18 protein-coding genes are annotated in these 20,982 nt (G+C 52.5%); 10 read left to right on the top strand and 8 right to left on the bottom strand.

Features of this window, described 5'->3' with window-relative positions:
- The first annotated feature begins 138 nt into the window (after positions 1 to 138).
- The 8 genes from GEI7105_RS29640 (at position 139) to GEI7105_RS0108025 (ending at position 12,138) form a co-directional block, all read left to right on the top strand.
- Positions 139 to 3,219 (top strand): plasmid replication protein, CyRepA1 family, encoded by a 3,081-nt coding sequence (locus GEI7105_RS29640; protein WP_144053717.1) that lies wholly within the window; start codon positions 139 to 141, stop codon positions 3,217 to 3,219.
- A 206-nt stretch (positions 3,220 to 3,425) separates the two neighbouring features.
- Positions 3,426 to 3,809, top strand: coding sequence for a DUF4346 domain-containing protein (locus tag GEI7105_RS0108060; RefSeq protein ID WP_017659965.1), 384 nt, complete (start codon positions 3,426 to 3,428; stop codon positions 3,807 to 3,809).
- A gap of 314 nt (positions 3,810 to 4,123) precedes the next feature.
- Entirely contained in the window at positions 4,124 to 6,622 is a 2,499-nt protein-coding gene (locus GEI7105_RS0108050; RefSeq protein ID WP_017659963.1) for a WD40 repeat domain-containing protein, read from the top strand.
- Positions 6,623 to 6,869: 247 nt separating this feature from the next.
- Positions 6,870 to 8,006: a hypothetical protein gene (locus GEI7105_RS0108045; RefSeq protein ID WP_144053716.1), complete on the top strand. Its 1,137-nt coding sequence runs from the start codon at positions 6,870 to 6,872 to the stop codon at positions 8,004 to 8,006.
- A 74-nt stretch (positions 8,007 to 8,080) separates the two neighbouring features.
- Positions 8,081 to 10,348, top strand: coding sequence for a heavy metal translocating P-type ATPase (locus GEI7105_RS0108040; RefSeq protein ID WP_017659961.1), 2,268 nt, complete (start codon positions 8,081 to 8,083; stop codon positions 10,346 to 10,348).
- Between the two features lie 58 nt (positions 10,349 to 10,406).
- Complete coding sequence (locus GEI7105_RS0108035; RefSeq protein WP_017659960.1) at positions 10,407 to 10,793, top strand: hypothetical protein; 387 nt, start codon at positions 10,407 to 10,409, stop codon at positions 10,791 to 10,793.
- A gap of 232 nt (positions 10,794 to 11,025) precedes the next feature.
- On the top strand, positions 11,026 to 11,307 hold the full coding sequence (locus tag GEI7105_RS0108030) for a DUF5132 domain-containing protein (RefSeq protein ID WP_017659959.1): 282 nt from the start codon (positions 11,026 to 11,028) through the stop codon (positions 11,305 to 11,307).
- Between the two features lie 279 nt (positions 11,308 to 11,586).
- Positions 11,587 to 12,138: an HMA2 domain-containing protein gene (locus tag GEI7105_RS0108025; RefSeq protein WP_017659958.1), complete on the top strand. Its 552-nt coding sequence runs from the start codon at positions 11,587 to 11,589 to the stop codon at positions 12,136 to 12,138.
- Between the two features lie 179 nt (positions 12,139 to 12,317).
- Here GEI7105_RS0108025 and GEI7105_RS39760 read toward each other — a convergent pair whose 3' ends face one another.
- From GEI7105_RS39760 to GEI7105_RS29635, 3 genes are all read right to left on the bottom strand, one after another.
- Positions 12,318 to 12,443 (bottom strand): Uma2 family endonuclease, encoded by a 126-nt coding sequence (locus tag GEI7105_RS39760; protein ID WP_245555388.1) that lies wholly within the window; start codon positions 12,441 to 12,443, stop codon positions 12,318 to 12,320.
- A 40-nt stretch (positions 12,444 to 12,483) separates the two neighbouring features.
- On the bottom strand, positions 12,484 to 13,905 hold the full coding sequence (locus tag GEI7105_RS0108020) for a RecQ family ATP-dependent DNA helicase (protein WP_017659957.1): 1,422 nt from the start codon (positions 13,903 to 13,905) through the stop codon (positions 12,484 to 12,486).
- Between the two features lie 152 nt (positions 13,906 to 14,057).
- The gene (locus GEI7105_RS29635; RefSeq protein ID WP_158413183.1) at positions 14,058 to 14,603 is read right to left on the bottom strand and encodes an SRPBCC family protein; all 546 of its coding nucleotides are present in this window, start codon (positions 14,601 to 14,603) and stop codon (positions 14,058 to 14,060) included.
- Between the two features lie 209 nt (positions 14,604 to 14,812).
- On the opposite strand from GEI7105_RS29635, the gene GEI7105_RS0108010 reads away from it, so the two are divergent.
- Positions 14,813 to 15,565, top strand: coding sequence for a glycerophosphodiester phosphodiesterase (locus tag GEI7105_RS0108010; protein ID WP_026097507.1), 753 nt, complete (start codon positions 14,813 to 14,815; stop codon positions 15,563 to 15,565).
- Here the strand turns inward: GEI7105_RS0108010 and GEI7105_RS41245 are convergent.
- The 4 genes from GEI7105_RS41245 to GEI7105_RS0107995 all read right to left on the bottom strand — a co-directional run bounded on the left by GEI7105_RS41245 (position 15,492) and on the right by GEI7105_RS0107995 (position 18,835).
- Positions 15,492 to 16,148, bottom strand: coding sequence for an RNA-guided endonuclease InsQ/TnpB family protein (locus GEI7105_RS41245; protein ID WP_445958263.1), 657 nt, complete (start codon positions 16,146 to 16,148; stop codon positions 15,492 to 15,494). The two genes, GEI7105_RS0108010 and GEI7105_RS41245, sit on opposite strands and share 74 nt — an antisense overlap.
- On the bottom strand, positions 16,130 to 16,876 hold the full coding sequence (locus tag GEI7105_RS41240; protein ID WP_445958262.1) for an RNA-guided endonuclease InsQ/TnpB family protein: 747 nt from the start codon (positions 16,874 to 16,876) through the stop codon (positions 16,130 to 16,132). The genes GEI7105_RS41245 and GEI7105_RS41240 overlap by 19 nt, the downstream gene beginning before the upstream one ends.
- Before the next feature lie 230 nt (positions 16,877 to 17,106).
- Positions 17,107 to 17,907 (bottom strand): pentapeptide repeat-containing protein, encoded by an 801-nt coding sequence (locus GEI7105_RS0108000; protein ID WP_017659952.1) that lies wholly within the window; start codon positions 17,905 to 17,907, stop codon positions 17,107 to 17,109.
- Positions 17,908 to 18,211: 304 nt separating this feature from the next.
- The gene (locus GEI7105_RS0107995; protein ID WP_017659951.1) at positions 18,212 to 18,835 is read right to left on the bottom strand and encodes a class I SAM-dependent methyltransferase; all 624 of its coding nucleotides are present in this window, start codon (positions 18,833 to 18,835) and stop codon (positions 18,212 to 18,214) included.
- A 165-nt stretch (positions 18,836 to 19,000) separates the two neighbouring features.
- Here GEI7105_RS0107995 and GEI7105_RS0107990 point away from each other — a divergent pair, with 165 nt between their 5' ends.
- On the top strand, positions 19,001 to 20,275 hold the full coding sequence (locus GEI7105_RS0107990) for an RNA-guided endonuclease InsQ/TnpB family protein (RefSeq protein ID WP_026097506.1): 1,275 nt from the start codon (positions 19,001 to 19,003) through the stop codon (positions 20,273 to 20,275).
- Positions 20,276 to 20,302: 27 nt separating this feature from the next.
- Here GEI7105_RS0107990 and GEI7105_RS0107985 read toward each other — a convergent pair whose 3' ends face one another.
- Positions 20,303 to 20,845 carry a hypothetical protein gene (locus GEI7105_RS0107985; RefSeq protein WP_017659949.1) on the bottom strand — a complete coding sequence of 181 codons (543 nt, stop codon included), beginning with the start codon at positions 20,843 to 20,845 and terminating at the stop codon, positions 20,303 to 20,305.
- Between the last annotated feature and the right edge of the window lie 137 nt (positions 20,846 to 20,982).

Below are 20,982 nucleotides of genomic sequence, written 5' to 3'. Positions count from 1 at the left end.
TGAGAAGGGTATCGAAGACTACGCCATATCTAGTGTTTTTGTTCTCTAAAAAAACGGTTGACACACTACATATGGCGTATGATAGAGTCCTACTCCTCAGATAAGCTCGTTACTCTCGAACAAAACCCCAACCGAAACGTGAATCACTTACTGGAATGGTCTGAAAGCCGGGTCGATGAAGAATTGACCCGTCTGAACGTCGTATCGCTCGACGGAACGCTCCCCTATGATTACCTGTTTTACTCGGAGGATTTGCCCCGTCGCAACGACGGTCGCCTTCGGGATTCGGTATTGAAACGCTACCGCCACATCGAAGAAGGCGGTTGGTGGTGTTCGGGGATCGACCTCCTGACGGGGAAAGACGATCTCTGGGGCTGTTTCAAACCGAACCAACCGCGCGATCGCTTCGACGGTACTCTCGACGGCAACCTCGACGACGCCGCACGCAAACCGATTAAATACGAACATCCGCCCAAAACCGCTACGGGATTGTTCGCGTTGCGGGTTCCGCTACATTTATGGAAGGCGATCGCCGATCGCGCTGGCGTCGGACTCTCTCACGACGATATCGACAACGCACAATCGGATTTCGGCTTTTGGCAGTGGCTTTTAAACCACCCAGAAGTTCCCCTCTGCGTTACGGAAGGGGCGAAGAAAGCCGGAGCGTTACTCAGTGCGGGATACGCAGCAGTTGCCCTTCCCGGCATCAACGGCGGCTACCGCGTGCCTCGGGACGAATGGGGAAACCGCGTCGGGAAATCTCGCCTGATTCCGCAATTATCAATGCTGGCCGAGGGCAAGCGCCCCGTTTGTTTGGTATTCGATCGCGATCGCAAACCCAGCGCCATTAAAGCAGTCCACGGCGCGATCCGTCGCACCGGATACCTCCTCAGTCGAGCTGGATGCTCGGTTCGCGTCGTTACCTGGAACCCCGAAGACGGTAAAGGTGTAGACGACCTCATCGCCAACGGGGGAACCGACGCCTTCGATCGCGCCTATACCAGCGCCCTCCCTCTCACCACCTGGCGGGCCCGTTCCCTGGCGCGGTTGACCTACCGCAGCGACATCCAACTCAACCAACCCTTTCTCGGCGACCTTCCCGTCCCTAAAAGCGCCTCCCTCGTCGGTATTCGCTCTCCCAAAGGTACCGGAAAAACCGAATTTCTGCGGCGCGTCGTCGAACGGGCGATCGAACAAAAACAGCGGGTTCTCGTCATCGGACACCGGGTTCAACTGGTCGAAGCCCTCTGTCAGCGGTTCGGACTGCCCTACATCAGCCACGTGAGCGACCCCACCGACCCCGGTATCGGCTACGGTTTGTGTATCGACTCCCTCCACCCCGATTCTCAGGCGCACTTCGACCCTGAGGATTGGACGAACGCCGTGGTGATTCTCGACGAAGTGGAACAAGTGCTGTGGCACGGGTTGAACTCGGACACCTGCCGCAGTCACCGCGTCCCCATCCTGCGATCGCTCAAAGCGCTTATCCAAAATACTATCGCCGAATCGGGGCAGGTGTTCGCCGCCGACGCGGACTTAAGCGATACCTCTTTAGATTATTTACTGTCGCTAGCCTCGGTCAAACGCGCTCCCTTCATCGTACAGAACGACTGGAAAGCGGGGAAAGACGCAAGCTGGACGGTTCACCACTACACGGAAAGCACCCCCAAACGCATCGTTCGGGAACTCGAACAACATATCGAAGAGGGCGGAAAACCCTTCGTTTGCTTGTCGGCGCAAAAACTGACGAGTCCCTGGAGTACGCGATCGCTCGAAGCCTATTTCCGTAAAAAGTTTCCCAATTTGAAGGTTTTGCGGGTGGATGCGGAATCTGTCTCGGAACCGAGTCATCCGTCTTATCGGTGTATGGGATCGCTCGATCGCCTGTTGAAAGACTACGATGTGGTGTTGGCGTCGCCGTCGATCGAAACGGGGGTCAGCATCGATTTACGGGGTCATTTTACGTCTGTGTGGGCGATCGCTCAGGGCGTCCAATCGGAAAACAGCGTTCGTCAAGCGATCGCGCGGGTTCGCGATACGGTTCCCCGTCACCTGTGGCTGGCGCGTTACGGCTTCAACAAAGTCGGGAACGGTTCGACTTCTATTCCCAGTTTGCTGAGTTCTGGAAAGCGTCTGACTCAGTTAAACGTGCGTTTGTTGCAGCAGTCGGATTTCGAGGCGTTCGACGATTTCGACGCCAGTTTCCAAGCGGAATCTCTCATGTGCTGGGCGAAAATGGCGGTGCGCCTCAACGCGACGATGGCACAATATCGCGATTCGGCGATCGCGGCGTTACGAGATGAAGGTCACGCGATCGTTGAAATCGCTCCGGCGAAGAAAACTCGCCGCCGCAGTACCCGCAAGCGCAAAGCCAACGACACCACCCCGGAAACGCCGTCGGAAACGTTGCAGCGTCAGATTGCGGAAGTCCAGCGTCAGAATTACGACGCCGACTGTCAAGCGATCGCCGAAGCACCGAAATTGAACGATCTCGACTATCGCAGTTTGAAGAAAACCTTGGTGAAAACGCCGAGCGATCGCCGAGCGTTGCGAAAATACGAACTGCACCGTCGTTATAAAATTTCGGTAACGCCGGAATTGGTCGAACGGGACGATAAAGGCTGGTACAAAAAGCTCCGGTTACATTATTTCCTGACGGTGGGACGGTCTTATTTAGCCGAACGCGATCGCCGGGTGGCGCAAAAACTCATCGAACGGGGTCAAGGACAGATTTTCCAACCGGATTTCAATCGATCGCAACTCGGCGCTACGGTGGGAACGATGGAAGTTTTGGGACTTGCGAAGATTCTCAACCAACCCCAGCGGGAGTTACGCAACACTGACGAAGATTTACAGGCGATGGCGAAATTAGCGTTGCAACATCGCGCCGATATCAAACTCACTACCGGAATCGGTTTGGCGAAAAACTCCACGCCGATGGTGATCGTGCGGCGTTTTTTGGACAAACTGGGGTACGGTTTGACCTGTCTGCGTTGCGAACGGGAGAAGAATAAAAAGCCCTTGCGCGTCTATCGCATCGAACCGCCGAAAGACGATCGCTGGTTGGTCTTCGAGCAGTGGTTGGCGGTCGATCGCTCCTCGAAACGCTTCGGCCACCGTCCGAAAACCCGTCGCGGAAAACCCCAAGAAATGGAGGCGGCGAACGCTCCCACGATGCCAGAAGAGCGATCGGAACAACTCACGTTAGAGTTGGAGTAATCCGAGCATAACGGTGTAATGACATCAAGCAGTGCGTTCCGGCCGGTTCGGGCTTTACGTTAAAACTCAAAGAGCGATCGCACGAACCTGTCCGGGGAACGGGTTTCAAACGTCCCTTAGATGAGACGGTCTGCATTTGCCACCCTCTACTCGATCGCACTAGAATTATCGATCCTACAGAAGCCCACTTCACGGACAGGATAGTTATGGCTCCCACACCCGAAGCACTCAAAGCGATCGACGACAAACTTTCCCAACGGTTTATCGAACTCGATCCCGACGGATACTTTATTATTTACGTCGATCGCGAGGCGGGGCTAATTTGCGCCGAACACTACAGCAACGAAATTAACGAAAAAGGCTTGGCCGTCGATCCCGAAACCGGAGAGCCGATTCCTTGCGATGGCGGCGCGAAACGTAAGCCCACCGTGGTTTACAAAGGACGCACGGCGAAAGAGTTGGGCATGGAAATTACGGAAAAAGCCGATCCGAAGCGGTTGTCGTTTCTCGACCATGCTTTATATTTAGGGCGAGAGTTCGTCCGGGCGGAAATCGCTTTGCTCTCGGGAGAAGAGTACGTTCAGGATTAGCCTCGCGCGATCGATGCTGGAACGGTTGGTTTCGCGATCGCGATCGCGATCGAGGGTAAGACTTCCTTCGAGCCGATATGGTGCTACCCTCGATAGCAGAGTACCTTCAAAATGAATCTCTGAGACGAGGAGATCTTCAGAATACTGAGGTTCTCGCCTGTCACAAATCATTCCATCTCGTCGTGAAGCTCCCCAGGGAGTTTCACGAGTTCTGCTCGTTTCGTTCCATAATGAGAATTGCTGTCATTACGAGCTTATCTCCGGTAGGATCGATGTGAACGATCGCCCCCCCTTCCAGTAAGCCCAAACCTCCTATGGATCGATGGTTGAGCCTCGTACTTCAATTTGCTATCCCCGTTCTACGAGCGGTTATCGACGCTAAACTTAATGAGAAACTTGACAAACTAGCCCTCAAAGACGACTCCCACAGCCCTTCGTCAGCCAAGACTGTACAACAGGTGATGGATGGCGATACCTCATCGGTTCGCCCTCTCCTCGCCCGCATCAATACCGACGCCCTCGATAGTTTCCAAACTCTTCTCGAACGCGAAGTACGAGATATCTCTTCGGAAAAATCGAGTGTTTCTCCCTTGGAACTGCAAAAAGAACAGTTTCGCCAAGCTAAAGCTTTACAACAAAGTTGGCTCGATACTCAACGAAATACGCTACTCGAAGTTTCCGAACGCCAGCGAGAAACGGCTCTCAAACTTCCAGAAGTCCATCAAATTTTAGAACACTGGCCGTTACGACTGTTTCCGTCGCAACTGCTCGAAATACACCGAACCTCGACGCGAATTCCTCTGAGAATTATTTTAGCCCCACCGAAAATTTCAATCGAACAGTTCGGTGACGTTCCGTCGAATATTCCAGCTTTAGACTTGCAATTAGCGCAGGGGTTACGAGAATTTCTCAGTCAGCATTATTCGCTTCACAGTTCGACGCGACCGACGGAGTTTTTAGGGGGAGCTTGGGACAGTAAGCGATCGCATAGCGAATCGAGTATCAAGGCATTATTCGGCTTTCTCGCCTCACAACCGACGCTGATTCTCGAGTCGGAAACTGACGGCGATCGCTTGACGTTTCGTATGGCGTATTGGGGTTTGGGTCAGCCGAGCTATTACTATCGAACGCTCTTTACGGTATCCTGTCGGGAGTTTTTAGAAGAGTCGGTTAAAACTCGAGCGCTACAATGGAAAGTGACTCAAGAAAAATTATTAAATTTAGGTAAAACTCCCGAGGAAGTCGAGCGACTTGGGGGCGATAATTGCTATAATTTAAGATCGATCGAAGATGCAAAAGCTTTAGAACGAGCTGGAATCGATACGAGAGAACTCGAATTTCGATATCGCTTCAATACGAAAGATTTTGAAGCTTTATATCGCTTTTTAATGACGTGCCATTGTTTGGTGGCGGGATGGATGGCAGACATCCATCATTTAATCGGTGACGATGTGTCGCCGTTGTTGCCGACCGTGTTACCCGAATTGCTGGGGGAGATGGGCGATCGACAGGCGATCGAGACCGTGTTAGATACGACGATCGCGATCTATCAAGAGGTTTTGATGCTGTTGACCCTCGATCGCCCTTATTGGCAACCGGAACTGATGCTGAAATTGGCGTTCGGTTTGACGGCGTTACCGGATAAATCGCGGGCGAAAGTACAAGTCGATCGCTCGCTGCGGGTGTGGTTGCAACAACGCGGCGTTCCCACCGAATCGATCGATCGCGATGTACTGGAAACCGTCGGAGGGGTTCTTGCGACCGACGACGAACCGTATTTACAACTGTTGTACGAGTGTTTTCAAGCGATCGGTGACGACTGGGGAACTCGCAATACGCGAGAACTCTTGCAGGCGATCGCCGTTTTGAAATACCAACAACACACCACGAACTTTAACATCAGTCGGGTTTTGACGGGGTTTCCCGCAGCGGTAGACGCCGTCGCTCTCAGTCCCGACCGAGACATCATTTACAGCAGTTGTCGCAACGAGAATACAATCGAGGCGCGATCGCTCTCCTCCAGTTGCGATCGCCCGCGACACCAGTTAAACGGCCATTCCGGCGGCGTGTTAACCTTTACCCTCAGCGATGACGGACGCCTGCTCGCCAGTAGCGATCGCTCGAAAAATCGCAGTTACATCCGCCTTTGGGACTCCTCGAGCGGTCAGCTCAAACGAACCCTTTTCGGACACCGCAAAAATATTTACGCCCTCGCCATCGCCCGAGACAACCAGACCTTAGCCAGCGGAAGTCATAAAATCAAACTGTGGAACCTCCAAACAGGAGAACCGTTCCGAACCCTGTTCGGACACAAACAATGGGTGTATGCGTTGGCGATCGCCCCAGACAGTCGTACCGTGGTCAGCGGTAGCGAAGATGCGACCCTGCGCGTTTGGGACGTGATGACCGCCGAGTTGCGCTACACCCTCACCGGACATCGCGCTCCCGTGCGATCGCTGGCCATCGACCCCAGCGGTCAAACCCTCGCCAGTGCGAGCGACGATCGCACCGTGCGCCTGTGGGATTTGGAGTCGGGTCAGTTCTTGTACGAGTTGAGCGATCGATCCCATTTCGTCCAGTCGTTGACCTTTGGACCTAACGGTCAGTATCTCATCAGCGGCGGTCGGGACGCGACGGTGAAGGTTTGGCATCTCGCCCGCCGCCACGTGATACAAACTCTGTGCGGCCACGACGGCGGCGTCACCTCCATCGCCCTCAGCGACGACGGAACGACCCTCGTTAGCGGCAGCGAAGACCGCACGATTCGGATTTGGTGCGATCGCCTCGCAATTTTGAGAACACATAAAACTTAAAAAAAGAGGCGATCGAGTCGCAACATTATCCGTTTTCTGTTAACCAACTTCATTAAATTGAGTGTAAAAGTTTTATTTTTTTATTATTTTTTTACTGTTTTTTTTTACATAGTATGAAGAACGTAAATTTTTACATCAAATTCGCGATCGCCCTTATCGATCTGTCTTAATCTAGTCTTAACCAGAAATCTTCGATCGATGGAAGTCGATCGAGATTCAGTAGACCGACAACTTGGGAAAGGGAACCATGAATGCCATGGGGGAACATCACCCACACCGCAAAATCGGCGATGTAGAAGTCGTTTCGGCGGTATCCGGTCGAGTGCGGTTGCGCGTGAAAGATACAACAGACACAGACACGATCGACGCCTTAACTCGACACTTCAAAGGACAAACCGGCATCGACGAGATTCGCACCAACCCAGACACCGGAAGTCTGACCGTTCGTTTCGATCCCGCAAGCGCGACCGTTTCAGAGATTTTCGAGCCGCTTGCCCTTCAAGAAATCGCCCCCTTGTCTAACGGGTCTGACGACGAGAGCCAAGCCGCGATCGGTTCCGAGGACTTACAAACCGCTCTCGTTCGTCTCAAATCTTTCGTTCCGCCTCTGCTGGGAATTGCCATCGTTCGCGCCCTTCGGATTTACGGCTGGACTGCCCTTCCCGCCTACCTGCTGGCGACCGCAGTTTCCCGCCAGATCCTCGAAACAGTCGATTTCGACGGATTCCGTGATGGGGACGAGGTGTCGTCCGAAATTCCGGCAGAGGACAGCAGTACGGTCGAGACCGTGCAGGCGATCGCCCTGGCTGATATCGTCGTTCACGACACCCCCGGACGCTTGCGCCTGCGCTTACCACCTGTCGCCGAAAACGCCACCTTCGGCAAACGCTTACAAAAACTGGCAGCGATCGAAGAGGGAATTACCGCCGTTCGCATCAACCCCGCCAACGCCTCCGTCACCGTCACCTATTCAAAAAACCGTTCGTCTCGGGAAATTCGCGCCCGCATCGCCAGCTTGCTTCTGGCCACCGAAATGCTAGAGGTTCCCACAGTCGAACCCCCCTCGCGAACCCGCGACACGGAAGATAAAAACGGCAAAGCTTCGTCAGCGAAGGAGGACGACACCGGCTACATCCCGCCGGAACCTCCCGAAATCTCTGAGTCCGACCCCTCTGATTCCACGACATCTGAGGCTGAGACATCTGAGGCTGAGATATCTGAGGCTGACCCCTCTGATTCCACGACATCTGAGGCTGAAACATCTGAGGCTGAGACATCTGAATCGGAGATACCTGAAGCCAGTAATACCTGGTCGCGGTTTAAATCCTCTGCCATGTCTGTCGTTCTCGACTGGATGGCGAATACTTCACTCGGTCGGGCTTAAAAACATCGAAGCCAGATCGAACACCCGACTCACAAGCTCGTTGCATCGACCGTTAAGCCCAAGGAGGGAGGAGGATGACTCAAGTACTCATCCAACCCGAACGGGCGTCCCGTCAGGACACCGCGTGTTATAAGAAACCGTCCGTTATCAAACCCGACCGTTCGGTCGAAGATCGTCCAACTGTTTCCTATTGCATCGTTCACGCCATCGCGGGGCGAATCCGCTTTCGAGTTCCCAAACTACTCAAAGACGCCCACTACGCACGACATCTTAAAGCCTTAATCGAACTCGACGATCGCTTCGATCGCGTGCGGGTCGATCGCGCCGCCGCCTGCGTCGTCGTGGTTTATCCTGTCAACGGTGACGATGCCGAAATTCGCGATCGCCTGGCGAACTTAATCCAGCTTGCCAGCGCCAGCGTCATTCCGCTGCAAGTCCAACGAAAACTTTCCCAACAGGACGTTTCGCCGGAAAAAGGATTTTGGTCGTCCCTGCGACTCCCCGTTTTCGCCGCAAGTCTGGCCGTTCTCGGCGGTCCGATAGGACTGTCTGTCCCGCTGGTGTTGAAACAAGGGGCGATCGCCCTGGCAGCCTTACCCGTAGCCAAACGTGCTTTTGCCAGTTTGTTCGGACGAGGTCGCCTTAACGTAGATTTCCTCGATTTGAGCGCTCTCGTCATCATCACCGCCCAAAAACAACTCGTCGCCTCGTCGAGTATGGTGGCACTGATTCAACTCGGCGAAGCCATCCGCGATCGCACCGCCCGCACTTACCAAGACAAAACTGACGATTTACTGAGTCTCTTAGACCCGATGGTGTGGGTCGAACGGAACGGAAAAAAACACCGAATTCCCATCGAAGACGTGAAACGGGGCGACACGGTCATCGTTTATCCTGGCGAACAGGTTCCCGTAGACGGAACGATTTTACGGGGACGGGCAACCCTCGACGAACAGAAACTCACTGGGGAATCCCTGCCCGTCTTGCGCCGTTCGGGAGAAACGGTGTACGCTTCGACGCTGGTACGGGACGGACAAATTTACCTTCGCGCCGAATATCTGGGGGCGGACACTCGCGCCGGACAGATGTTGCAACTGTTGCAACACGCACCGTTGCACGACACGCGCATTGAAAACTACGCCGCGAAGCTGGCCGATCGCGCTGTATTACCGACCCTGCTTCTCGGAGGAACCCTGTTCTTAGCCACCCGCAACGCGGCGCGGGCTGCCTCTATTTTTACCCTGGACTTTGCCACGGGAATTCGGGTGTCCGTTCCCACCACCGTTATGGCAGCCTTGAGTGCGGCGGCGCGACGGGGCATTTTGATTAAAAGCGGACGGGCGTTGCAACAAATCGCCCACGTCGATGCGATCGTTTTCGACAAAACCGGGACGCTGACTCAAGGCGAGGTGACTGTTATCGGCGTGCGAACTGCAAGCGATGCGATCGACGAACGAGACGTTCTCCAGGCTGCCGCTGCCGCCGAACAGCGCATCACTCATCCCGTCGCCGCCGCCATTACCGCCTACGCCAAAGCCAGAGGTGTGGACGTCCTCCCCCGCAAGAAATGGGATTACTGTGTGGGATTGGGCATCAAAGCGCAAATTAACGGAACCTCGGTTCTCGTGGGAAGCGAGCGGTTTATGGTGGGCGAAGAGGTGGATTTAGATCCCTTGTGGCGTCGCCACGGAGACCTCAAAGGGACCCTCTATCCTACGATTTACGTCGCCAGCAACGGCGAGGCGATCGGCACGATTCAATATACCGATCCCGTGCGCCCCGAAAGTCCCGCCGTGTTGGAATTGCTTCGCAACGACATCGGCGCCCAACTGCATATGCTCACGGGAGACAACCGCCAGCGTGCCAAGGCAGTGGCGGCGGAATTGGGGATTCTCGATGCCAACATCCACGCCGAAGCCTTTCCCGAGCATAAGGCGGAAGTGGTGCAGCGACTGCACGCGGAAGGCAAAACGGTGGCGTTTGTGGGAGACGGCTTGAACGATTCGGCGGCGTTAGCCTATGCGGACGTTTCGGTATCGTTCCGCGACGGTTCGGATATCGCCCGCGAAACCGCCGATGTGGTGTTGATGCAGAACGATTTACACGGGTTGGTGGAGGCGATCGCGATCGCTCGCCACGCCAGCGGCATTATCGAGCAAAATACCGGCGTCGTGACAGTCTCGAATTTGGCAGGGTTGGCCATGGCGACTACGGTGGGACTCCATCCCATCGCCGCCACGTTGATTAATAACGGTTCCAGTGCGTTGGTGGGCGTCAACGGCTTGCGTCCGGTACTCGGCGGTTGTCCGCTTCCGGAACGGGCGATCGAAAAATCCCGGTAAACTCAAGTCCCGTCGATGTATTGTCGCCCACCCAAAAACACGATTTTTAAAGTCGAACTTGTCAGGAGTTCAAAAGATTGGCAACAACAAACTCGGTGAATCCTATCTAACTCAGGAGGTAAATGATATCATGGACTTAGATCTAGACCTTAGCGATTTTATCGAAGATTTTGGCCTTCCCAGCATAGTTTTAGGAGTTGGCGTTCTCGTCCTAGCCCCGTTTTTTGGCTCGTCACTCGCCAAAGTGGGAAGACCCCTCGCTAAAGCAACCATCAAAGGCGGATTGATGGCGTACGACAAAGGAAAAGTGGTATTGTCTGAAGCGAGGGAAACGTTCGAGAAAATGCTTGAAGAAAGTCGAGAAGAACTGAAACAATCGGCAAAAAACCAGGAAATTGAATACCTTAAAACAGTTTCAGTCTCCTCTACCCCGATCGAGGATTGAGTAGAAAGCAAAGTCAAGTGAGGGGAAGCCCACAGCCTATTCCAAAGAAAAATAATTCTTAAGATCGAAGCAATACTAAATTTGCCGATCTGTTTCCCTCATTTTTCAAGTAACTGCACCTTGTTTTTTTTAGAATTGTTGTTTAGAATGGAGGAAAAGCGTAACGTCGAATTGCCTAACAGCCCTTCACATTTTTTGTTTCGCTTGTATCGAACGAGGAGGATTAAAATATATGGCATTCCATCCTGAAGATCTCTTAGAAGATGTTGGAGTTCCGGGAATTGCTGCAGGCATAGGATTACTTGTTCTCGCCCCCTTTGCCGTCAAAGCAGGAAAACCACTCGCTAAAGCAGTCATCAAAGGCGGAATCACAGCCTATGAAAAAAGCAAAGGATTCTTAGCCGAAACGGGAGAAGTGTTTGAAGACATGGTCGCTGAAGCGAGAGCAGAACTAGCAGAAGATCGATCCCAAAAAGTCCTCAATGCTGCTGAAAATACACCGGAAAGCAGCTAAAACGGCATCTTCAACCGATGAGGTATAAATTGCCGTCCCTTGACGACACAATACTCGAGTGGGGGATGGAGATTTGAGAGGCATTGCCTATCTATCCATCTCTCACTTTCTATTCGTTGTCGCTCGGGAATTCATTTCAGAAAATCTAGATTTGCAAAATTCTTAACTCCAGATATACAAAGAAAACGGTATTTTTTTAATACCTATTCCCCGTTCCCCATTCCCTATTCCCTCTCTCAAAAATATTAGCGATCGAAAATGCGGAGGTTTTGCGAAACGATGTTAACTGAAAATGACGTTCGCGTCGCGTCGGAACGCAACGGAAAACTCGCTCCGACTGTCACCGTTCCGGCTCGTTTGATGAGCGATACGCCGGGAAGATTTCGGTTTCGAGTGGCTTCTGACTATCGCTTTCCTGCCACAGTGCAACCCATTGCCACAGCATTACGATCGCATCTCCCAAACGCGAGCGTTCGCGTCAATCTCGACAACGGTAGCGTGACGGTTTATTACGATCGCGATCGCATTTCAGGCGATCGACTGTACGGTATTTTGCAAGACTTAAATATCCGCTTTGTTGTATCTGATAAATCTGACGCAGCTACAGAACTAACGGAGGTCATTGCCTCAGCGAACCGTCAGATCGATCGCGTTACGGAAGGCGCAGTGGATTTACGATTTTTGGTGCCGCTGGGATTCGGAACCTTAGCCGTTCGACAGTTAATCGTAGAAGGCGTTCAGTTAAATGTCATTCCCTGGTACGCCTTAGCTTGGTACGCTTTTGATAGTTTCTTGAAACTGCACTACACCCTCGGAAAATCCGAAAATTGAGAAATTGAGTTTTAGTGTTCAGGAGAGGCTAAACCCCGCTGCAAGACTTCAAACACTTTCGATAAATCTCCCGCCAACAGTGCCTCAGAATCTAACCACAAGCCGGGAAAGACTTTGCTACAGAAAATCCCCTTAGCGTTGGGTTCGACTCTGATATATTCTCCGTCTTGAAGGCGAAACTAATCGAAAGGATTATCTTCAACTCGCCACACCAAATATTTCAAAACGCCGTTACGTCGGTAAACCTGGAATTTATCGTGTAAATCGTAAGATGCACTCGATACGGCAATTTCTACAATCGCCAATTCAAGTTTGAAATGCAACGGTCTCCGATTCCTTACTATGTTAACGCTGACAGCGATCGCACGTTCGGCAAGGTTTCGCCTCCTCTCCAAATCCAAACGCCTCCAGTAAAAACATCCAACGACAGCGGCGGGTTTGGAGATACTGCTTCATCTGTCGAACGGCGTCAGTGTTAAAATTGGAGTTCGGGGAACTGTCGAGAATTTTGTAGTGGAAGGGATCGCGCCACGTCAGTTGTCCGCGACTGTGCAACAATGACAGTGCAATTTCAGTGTCTTTGTATTCCCGTTTTACGGTGTCGAGATGTCCCGATCTCGGAAGTTGTTTGGCTAACTGTTTCGCACGTCGGATTTGTGCGTTTTCGCGATTTTGGAAGAACTGCTGGCGTTTCTTGTCGCTCGGATCGAGCAATCCCGTAGGTTCGCTGACGATGGAAACAGCGATCGCGGGTTTTCCGTCGCGCCCCGCTCTCCCCACTTCTTGCACGTATTCTGAGAGTAACGCGGGAACTTGGTAATGCAACACCCAGCGAACGTCGGGTTTGTTGACTCCCATACCAAAAGCACTCGTCGAAACGACGAACTGCAACGTTCCATTTAACCATTGTGCCTCGATTTGACGGCGATCGCTCGACCCCAACCCTGCATGATAGGCGGCGGTAGCGAATCCCTGCTGCTGCAACCCATACGCCAACGTTTCGCAATCGCGGCGAGTTCTCGCGTAGACGATTCCCGCTTCCTGGGGATGCTGTTTCAGGAATTTAAGAAGTTGCTGTTGGCGGTTGCGCGGCGTACAGGTGTGGCGCACGTGCAAAGATAAATTGGGACGATAGGGATTTTGTAAAAACTGCTGGGGCGATCGCAGTTGTAGCACGTCTCGAATGGTTTGCTGTGCGGCGGGATTGGCGGTGGCGGTAAAGGCGGCGATGGGAATGCGAGTTTTCGGCGGACGGTTTTTGAGAAGTTGCGATCGCACCGCTCCCAACCGTCGGTACGCCGGACGAAAGGTGTCCCCCCACTGCACCAAACAGTGCGCTTCGTCGAGCATGATTCCGTTAACAACGAGGTGCGGTTGCGTGAGAATTTGCCAAACTTTCGAGCTGAGGAGGGTTTCGGGAGAGAGGTACAGCAAACGGAGTTGTTGGCGTTCCAAGGCGTTGAGAACGGCTTTTTTCTCAGAACGCGATCGCTCGCTGTGAAGTGTCGCGGCGGGAAGATTGCGATCGCGCAATTCCTGCACCTGATTTTCCATCAACGCCACCAGTGGCGACACCACCAACGTTACGCCGTTTTGCAACAACGCCGGAAGTTGAAAACAAATTGATTTTCCGCCGCCGGTAGGAAGTACGATTAATGCGTCTCGTTGCTGGAGAATCGCCCTGACGATTTCCCCTTGCGGATAGCGAAAATCTTCGTATCCCCAAATCTGTCGAAACGTCTCCCGTACTCGATTCCAATCGCTCATTTTCAGTCACCAGCCTTTTACAGTGAACAGTGAGCAGTGGAGACAGTCACCAGTCACCAGTCGCCAGTCACCAGTCGCCAGTCACCAGTGAAGACAGTTAACAGGTAACGGTTTCTCCCTCTCTCCCACTCTCCCCGGCTCCCCCTCCAAAATCACCCACGCCGTCTCAACACTTCCTCGCGAATGGCTTCGAGAGTATCGGCGAGAGATTGCTCGAAAATATCGTAAAACAGCGTTTCGGGGGTTCCGTCTTCTGGAGAAACGTTCACAGTTTGCTTGAGGCGCAAATGGTTCGATTCGGCGACAGATTCGAGAATCCAAGAACCTTCGAGTCTGGCGAGATCGCCTTCGACGAGGCGAAAGTCGATGCGCTGGTTTTTGGTTTCCAGGTTTTCGGTACGGATGCGCGATCGCACGTTGAGAAAAAAGATGCGACGCTCGCTGACTTGTTCGACGACGTGGCGGTTTCCTTCAACTTCGAGAACGTCGCTCGACACGATATTGGGGAGAAAGTCACTAAAGTTATCGTAATCGGCGATGACGTTCCAGACTTCTTCGACAGACGCATCGAGGAGAATTTCGGCGGTGTAGGTGTTGTCGGCGTCTCGGGTAATGCGAACTTCGCCGTCGCGTCGCGACAGTTGGATTTCGGTGGCGGGAACGTCAACGGCTATAGTGGGGGCGGTAGCAGTTAGCACGCCGAACAGAAAGGCTGTACTAACAAGAAAGGAAGCGGAACCGAAATAGCGCATAGAAATTAGGTTGGGTTGAGAGACTATTTTGTAGCCTGAGATACTTCAAAAAACTAGATTTTGTGCTTATCTCCAAATAAGACTTGGAAAACTGTAAAGATTTGTATCGCTCGTTCGATCGTACCATTGCTGTCGGGAGAAGTCAGGAAGTAACCGTGAACGACACTATCGAGGCTTGTGAAATTATCGCTCATCGGGGCTTTTCTGCGATCGCCCCCGAAAACACGTTAGCCGCGTTCGACTTAGCGATCGAAGCCGGAGCCGATTCGCTCGAGTTAGACGTGCGTTTGAGCGGTGACGGGATTCCGATCGTCATTCACGACGAAACCCTACAACGCACGACGCCGATGCGGGGAGAAGTCAGTCAAACCCCGTGGCGTCAGTTGCGGGGACTCGACGCAGGAAGTTGGTTTGACGAAGAGTTTGCCGAAGAACGAATTCCCACGTTAGCCGAAGCCCTCGATGCCACGTGGGATTTACCGAAATTTCTCTATTTGGATATCAAGCCGCATCCAACCTGGACAGACGATCGCATCGGGAAAGTCTTGCGACTGCTTGGAGAGCGGGGGCGGATCGATCGCTGTTACGTGTGTTCCTTCGACACGACGTTGTTAGAGCGGTTTCGCGAACAATCGACAGAAGTGCGATTGTGTTACCTCGTCGCCACTGTGGAAGCGTTTCGAGGGTGTTTGTCTCGAGCCTCTCGGGAAAAGGCGATCGTCTCGTGTTTGGCGAAGGTATTACTCGACGAACCGGGACTCGTGCGAGACGCCAAAGCCCGAAAAACCCAAGTTTTAGCGTGGGTTGTCGACGATCTCGACGAGTGGGAACGACTCAAACAAATCGGCGTTCGCGGTGTCGTGACGAATACCCTATGCGATCGCGCGTTGGAGTGGCTCGAGGATTGACATCCTCTCCCAGCAACCCGTTCCGGGTATGCAGGGAGATTCCTTGGGTCGCCCCAAAGATTTCCTGCTTCACAGCCAGCCAACTAGAATCAGTGACCCGATCCCCCGTCGCCTCGACTCCACAGGCATTTTCGATTTGCCGTTGCCCACGGCTACAGATGACTTGTCCACTCGCCACATCACGGGGCTTTGTTGACCCGCAGTTGTGGCAGTGATGAATTCGAGTTGAGAGGTCTTTACGAACCTCTGCCCCACAATCCGGGCATTCCTGAGAAGTGCCACGAGCATCCACCTTGCCGTAATACACATCACGCTTCCAGCACACCCAGGGAAGAATCTGGTTGACAAATTGACCCAATCCAGCATCTAGGGTGTGTTTGCCCAACATCCCTTTGGCCATAATGCGGAAGTCGAGATCTTCTACAAAAATCATCCCTGCACCATCACAGAGGTGATGAGCCAGCTTGAAATGCCAGTCTTTTCGCGTATCGGCAATCCGTTGATGGACTCTCGCAATTTTCTTCTGGAGTTTCAGCCAGTTAGCTGACCCCTTCTGCTTTTTCTTCAATCGACGTTGCAGCAACTCGCGCGTTCCCTAGCGCCGTGCGACGGCGCGGGGTCGCTCGTCAATTTCAGCTTGCGGTGCAGATTGTTGAAAAAGCGAGGTCGCTTGACCTGTTCCCCATCAGACGTTGAAAGAAAGTACTCCAGACCCACATCAATCCCTACCGGATGTCCGTGAGGGGCTACAGCAGGAATATCGACGTCAGCCTGAAGGCTCAGCATAACAAAGTACCCGGATGCCTTACGCACAATTCGAGCTTGCTTAACCTGAAATAAATCAGGAATTTTCCGCGACCACCGAACCCGAACCCATCCCAGTTGCGGCAGCTTTATACCCTCATCAGACACACAGTTTTTGAGCATCTGGGGGAAGACCAACGACCGCATTCGATTCGGCTTTTTGAACCGTGGAAGACCCGAACGCTTTAACCGCCACGACTCCCAAGAAGCCTCAAGTTTTCTAAGGACTTGCTGAAGAACCTGAGCGTTGACAGTCTTTAATCGGGGGTATTCAGTCTTGGCAGCGGTCAAACGCTTAGCCTGAACGTGGTAGTTCGGGAAGGGTGCATCTGCTGGCAAGATAAATTCCTGCCGCATCGAGCACGCATTCACGGGTGACTTGCGGGAATTTAGCCAGTCTTTACGTTCCCGCAGAGCAAAATTCCAGACATTGCGGCACACATCAAGAATGTGTTCGATCTCTGAAACCTGCTCCGCCGTTGGCTCTAGCTTAAATTCCCACGTCATGTTTAGCATATCTAAACTGTAGCAAATCTTTTGTAGGTTACTCCCCTCGGTCGCGCTTCGCTACACCACCAGCCAAGCTTTCAGCTATGGATGGTGTACTGCGAAGAACTGGATAGTCGGGGAGAGGGGGAGAGGGGGAGAAACAGTTATCTGTTCCCTGTTCCCCGTTCCCTGTGCCCTGTCTTCACTGGTGACTGGTGACTGGTGACTGGTGACTGTAAAAGGAGAGTTTAGAAAAACGGCAAGCCTCCCTGCAATAACAGACTTCCCACTCCGGTAATCACGTTGAGAAGGTTGCCGCCGAGATCGCCGTTGCGAGCGCGTTCGCGGGCTTCCTGAAAGGCTTCTTCTTCTGCTTGGATGGCGGCGATAAAGAACTCGGCGGTTTCGTATCCTTCTCGATTTCCTGCCAGGAAGTAGATTTCCGAGGCGCGTTCGGCGTCGGCGATCGCCTGTTCGATATCGCCCATACGGTTGTGAGCGGCGGCTCGTCCTAAATAAGCTAACGGAAATTCTGGCTCTAAGTTAATCGCTTGCGTGTAGAATGCGATCGCCCCTTGAAAATTCCCTTTTTCCGCTTCTTCACCGCCCCAGAGCAACAAATCTTGCGGCGTGACGGCGGCTCGAGGAATTCCGTAAGCGCCCCGCAGATTAATTCCCGTTAGAACCGCGCCCTCGTACTGTACGTCGGTTAAATAGGCATCTCGTAAATCCGCCCCCGTCAAGTTCGCCCCCGTCAAGTTCGCCCCCGTCAAGTTCGCCCCGACGAGAGAAACGCCTGTAAGGTTCGCCCCGCTCAAATCCGCCCCCGTTAAATCGCTGTGGCTGAGATTGGCGCGGACGAGATTTGCCCCCGAGAGGTTCGCCCCGACTAAATTGGCATGAACGAGTCCCGCATCCCGCAAATCGCATCCGGAACAGTCTTGGGTTGACAGCAGTTGTTGCAGGTGTTCGATGTTTTCAGCTTGGGCGGGTGCCATCCAACACACCGTCGCGAGAAGTGTGGCTGTTGCGAGTTTTGGAAGTTTCATAGCAGTTTCACCATCGAAAATTGCCAAACGTTACATCGTCGAGCGTAAATTCATAGGGAACGGGGAACGGCGAATAGGGAACATAGTGTTCGCCTAAAGAGGGGGTTTCGCGATTTTCCCCTTACGATCGATAAGTTTAAGCTGAAAGCCTTACCCTGTTAAAAGTTCGGCGATTCCTTGCATTGTAACTTCAGCAGAATGTAAATGTTCGATCGCCTCTCCATCTCCCCACCTCGTCACTGGCGACTGGCGACTGTAAAGTCACTGGCGACTGGTGACTGGCGACTGGTGACTGCAAAAACCCTCACTTCCACCCTCGAACGACTTGCAAACTTCCCCCGGCGTAAAGTTGGCGATCGCACCGTCCGAAGCCCACCGCCGAGAGCAATCCCGATAAATCGGTGTGAAGGAGCTTCCAAGCGGTTTCGGTTTCAAAGAGCCAGAAAAACGCCGCCAATCCCGGCCAGAACAGGAGGTTCGTCGGTTTGTGAAAGTCGGCGATCGCGAAAACGCCGCCAGGTTTGAGAACGCGGAACACTTCCCAGACGATGCGATTGAGAATTTCGGGTTCCATCTCGTGAAGGGCGGCGCTGGTGTGAACGAGATCGAAGCGTTCGTCTTCAAAGGGCAGATCTTGCGCGAAAGCTTCGACGTAATCGGCTTCGGGAACGTTGGCTTTGGCTCGTTCGATGGATTTGGGGGACGCATCCAATCCGGTGACGTGTTGAGATCGTCGCACCAGATATTGCGTCGCCTGACCGCTGCCGCAGCACAAGTCTAACACTCGGGTTTCTGGGGAGATCGGCAAATCTGCGATCGGCAGCGTCCGAAAGCGATCTTCACCGCCGACGGCGAGGGCTGCGGTGCGAGAAATACTGTCGTAGAGCCACTGATAGCGATAACTGAGGTTTCTGAGAATCGTTGCCATTGCGATCGCCGTTGAGAAAGTTGAGGTTACCAAAAATGTCGAAAGAAGGCTCCCGCTATACCCCTAGGGTTAGCGGTGAGATGAATTTCGACCAATCGAGGAAACTGAGCGAAGCGAACCCTTATAAAACCACAAGTGGCGGGTAAAGTTTGTTATCATGGCGACATGATTGTGATTGAAGCCAAACTCAAGGGAAAGGCATCCCAATACGCCAAACTAGACGAAGCCATCCGAACGGCACAATTCGTTCGGAACTCGTGCTTGCGGTATTGGGAAGATCGTCAGGGGGTCACTCGCAATGACCTTCAAAAGCTCTGCTCAAAACTCGCCAAGAATCCCGAAAGCCCTTGGGTGAAAAAGCTCAACTCCCAAGCTCGGCAAAGTTCTGCCGACCGTGCTTGGCAATCCATTTCTCGGTTTTATACCAACTGCAAACAGAAAGTATCTGGGAACAAAGGCTATCCCAAGTATAAAAAATTCAGCCGTTCGGTTGAATATAAAAAAACTGGATGGCGTTTATCTCCCGACCGGAAAGAAATCGAGTTCACTGACGGATTTAAAGCGGGGAAATTTGAGCTTTGGACGAGCCGAGATTGGGTTTTCTACTCCGAGCCAAAAATCCAACGAGTTCGAGTGGTCAAACGAGCTGATGGGTATTATTGCCAATTCCTGATTCAATGGGAGAGGAAAGAATCCCATGAGTTTCAAGGAAACGTGGTCGGGATTGATTTAGGACTCAAGGAGTTCTACACCGACAGTAACGGCAACACGGTAGAAAATCCCCGCTACTTGAGGCTCTCTGAAGCGAGACTTCGTAGGTTACAGCGTCGGGTGAGTAAACGGTACGTCAAGGGGAAGAAACAATCGAAGCGATATCATAAAGCGAGAAAAGCCTTAGCTAGGCAGCATCTTAAAGTCTCAAGACAGCGTAAAGACAAAGCAATTAAAGACGCTTTGGCGTTAGTGAGGTCTAACGATCTCATTGTCTTTGAAGACCTAAAAATTAACAATCTGGTAAAAAATCACCGATTGGCTAAATCGATTTCCGATGCGTCGTGGTATCAGTTTGTTCAATGGCTGCAATATTTCGTCAAGATTTACAGGACGATTTGTATTGCTGTCCCACCTTATCATACAACGGTGAACTGTTCGGGGTGTGGTCATCCGGTTCAGAAAACCTTAAGCACTCGGACACATCAATGCCCGAAGTGTGGATTAGTGTTGGATCGGGATTGGAACGCGGCGCGCAACATTTTGGCGAAAGGATTGCAGGTTTTAGCAGGATATTTAAACAGTACGGGAGGGCATCTCGGAACTGAGGTCAAAAGCCTAAACGCTCGGGGAGAGAACGGCCTCTGGTTGTCCGATAGAGATATCGGGCATCTAAGTCGGCTCGTGGAACTGAGAACCGACAATTTTGTTGGGAATCCCCCACTATAATGAGAAGCGTTTAGTGGCGGGAGGATGTCAAGCACACCCTTCAATATATTCGACTTCCGGCAGTTTTCCCGCCCGATACTGGGTGACGTAGTCGTAACTCGTCTCGAAAATCACGCGGTAGTTGCGATCGCGCCAGTCTTGTGGAACAAAGGTGAGATAGTGTCCGTTTTGCGGCGCTCCCCCCGTGTAGGGATGTCTCGAGACTTCGATGCGATCGGGGTACAACTGCTCGATTTCTTCCTCACTATTGCCAATTCCCGCCCCGCTCACCGTCCGAACCACGGGATTTCGCACGTCTACTCGCGCGATACGCCCGTTCGTCACCATAAACGAAACATCGCGCATTCCGTTTTCGGGAACAATGTAGTGACACTGAGGCGAATCGTAGACCCCTTCTCGAACAAATGTCGTTCCTGCCGATCGCGAGGCTTCTGCTACTGTCATCCCCACGCGAACGGGGCCGATTCCATCGATAGCGACGCGCGATCGCGGGGTCAGTTGCGATTGCGATCGCACTGAGTCTACCGATAGATTCAAAATGAGTAAAGCTGAGAAAAAGGCGATACCCATTTTAAATACATTACGTTTCTTGAAAAGCATTTGACAAAAACAACAATTCGTTCTTGGCTGAGAGCAAGATATCCTAACGGGACTTAAACGGTAAAAAAGGTAAAATAAAAGCAAAACCCTTGACTGACAAGGATTTA

The sequence above is a fragment of the Baaleninema simplex PCC 7105 genome (assembly GCF_000332355.1).
Taxonomy (GTDB): Bacteria; Cyanobacteriota; Cyanobacteriia; order Cyanobacteriales; family Geitlerinemataceae; genus Baaleninema; species Baaleninema simplex.
This window is presented reverse-complemented; position numbering and strand designations above follow the sequence as displayed.

Excerpts from the sequence above, each read along its gene's own strand:
- GEI7105_RS0107985 (WP_017659949.1), bottom strand. The coding sequence starts at position 20,845 with ATGGGTATCGCCTTTTTCTCAGCTTTACTCATTTTGAATCTATCGGTA.
- GEI7105_RS0108050 (WP_017659963.1), top strand. The coding sequence starts at position 4,124 with ATGGATCGATGGTTGAGCCTCGTACTTCAATTTGCTATCCCCGTTCTA.
- GEI7105_RS0108060 (WP_017659965.1), top strand. The coding sequence starts at position 3,426 with ATGGCTCCCACACCCGAAGCACTCAAAGCGATCGACGACAAACTTTCC.
- GEI7105_RS0108020 (WP_017659957.1), bottom strand. The coding sequence starts at position 13,905 with ATGAGCGATTGGAATCGAGTACGGGAGACGTTTCGACAGATTTGGGGA.
- GEI7105_RS0107995 (WP_017659951.1), bottom strand. The coding sequence starts at position 18,835 with ATGGCAACGATTCTCAGAAACCTCAGTTATCGCTATCAGTGGCTCTAC.
- GEI7105_RS0108000 (WP_017659952.1), bottom strand. The coding sequence starts at position 17,907 with ATGAAACTTCCAAAACTCGCAACAGCCACACTTCTCGCGACGGTGTGT.
- GEI7105_RS0107990 (WP_026097506.1), top strand. The coding sequence starts at position 19,001 with ATGATTGTGATTGAAGCCAAACTCAAGGGAAAGGCATCCCAATACGCC.
- GEI7105_RS0108040 (WP_017659961.1), top strand. The coding sequence starts at position 8,081 with ATGACTCAAGTACTCATCCAACCCGAACGGGCGTCCCGTCAGGACACC.
- GEI7105_RS0108030 (WP_017659959.1), top strand. The coding sequence starts at position 11,026 with ATGGCATTCCATCCTGAAGATCTCTTAGAAGATGTTGGAGTTCCGGGA.
- GEI7105_RS0108045 (WP_144053716.1), top strand. The coding sequence starts at position 6,870 with ATGAATGCCATGGGGGAACATCACCCACACCGCAAAATCGGCGATGTA.
- GEI7105_RS0108025 (WP_017659958.1), top strand. The coding sequence starts at position 11,587 with ATGTTAACTGAAAATGACGTTCGCGTCGCGTCGGAACGCAACGGAAAA.
- GEI7105_RS41240 (WP_445958262.1), bottom strand. The coding sequence starts at position 16,876 with ATGACGTGGGAATTTAAGCTAGAGCCAACGGCGGAGCAGGTTTCAGAG.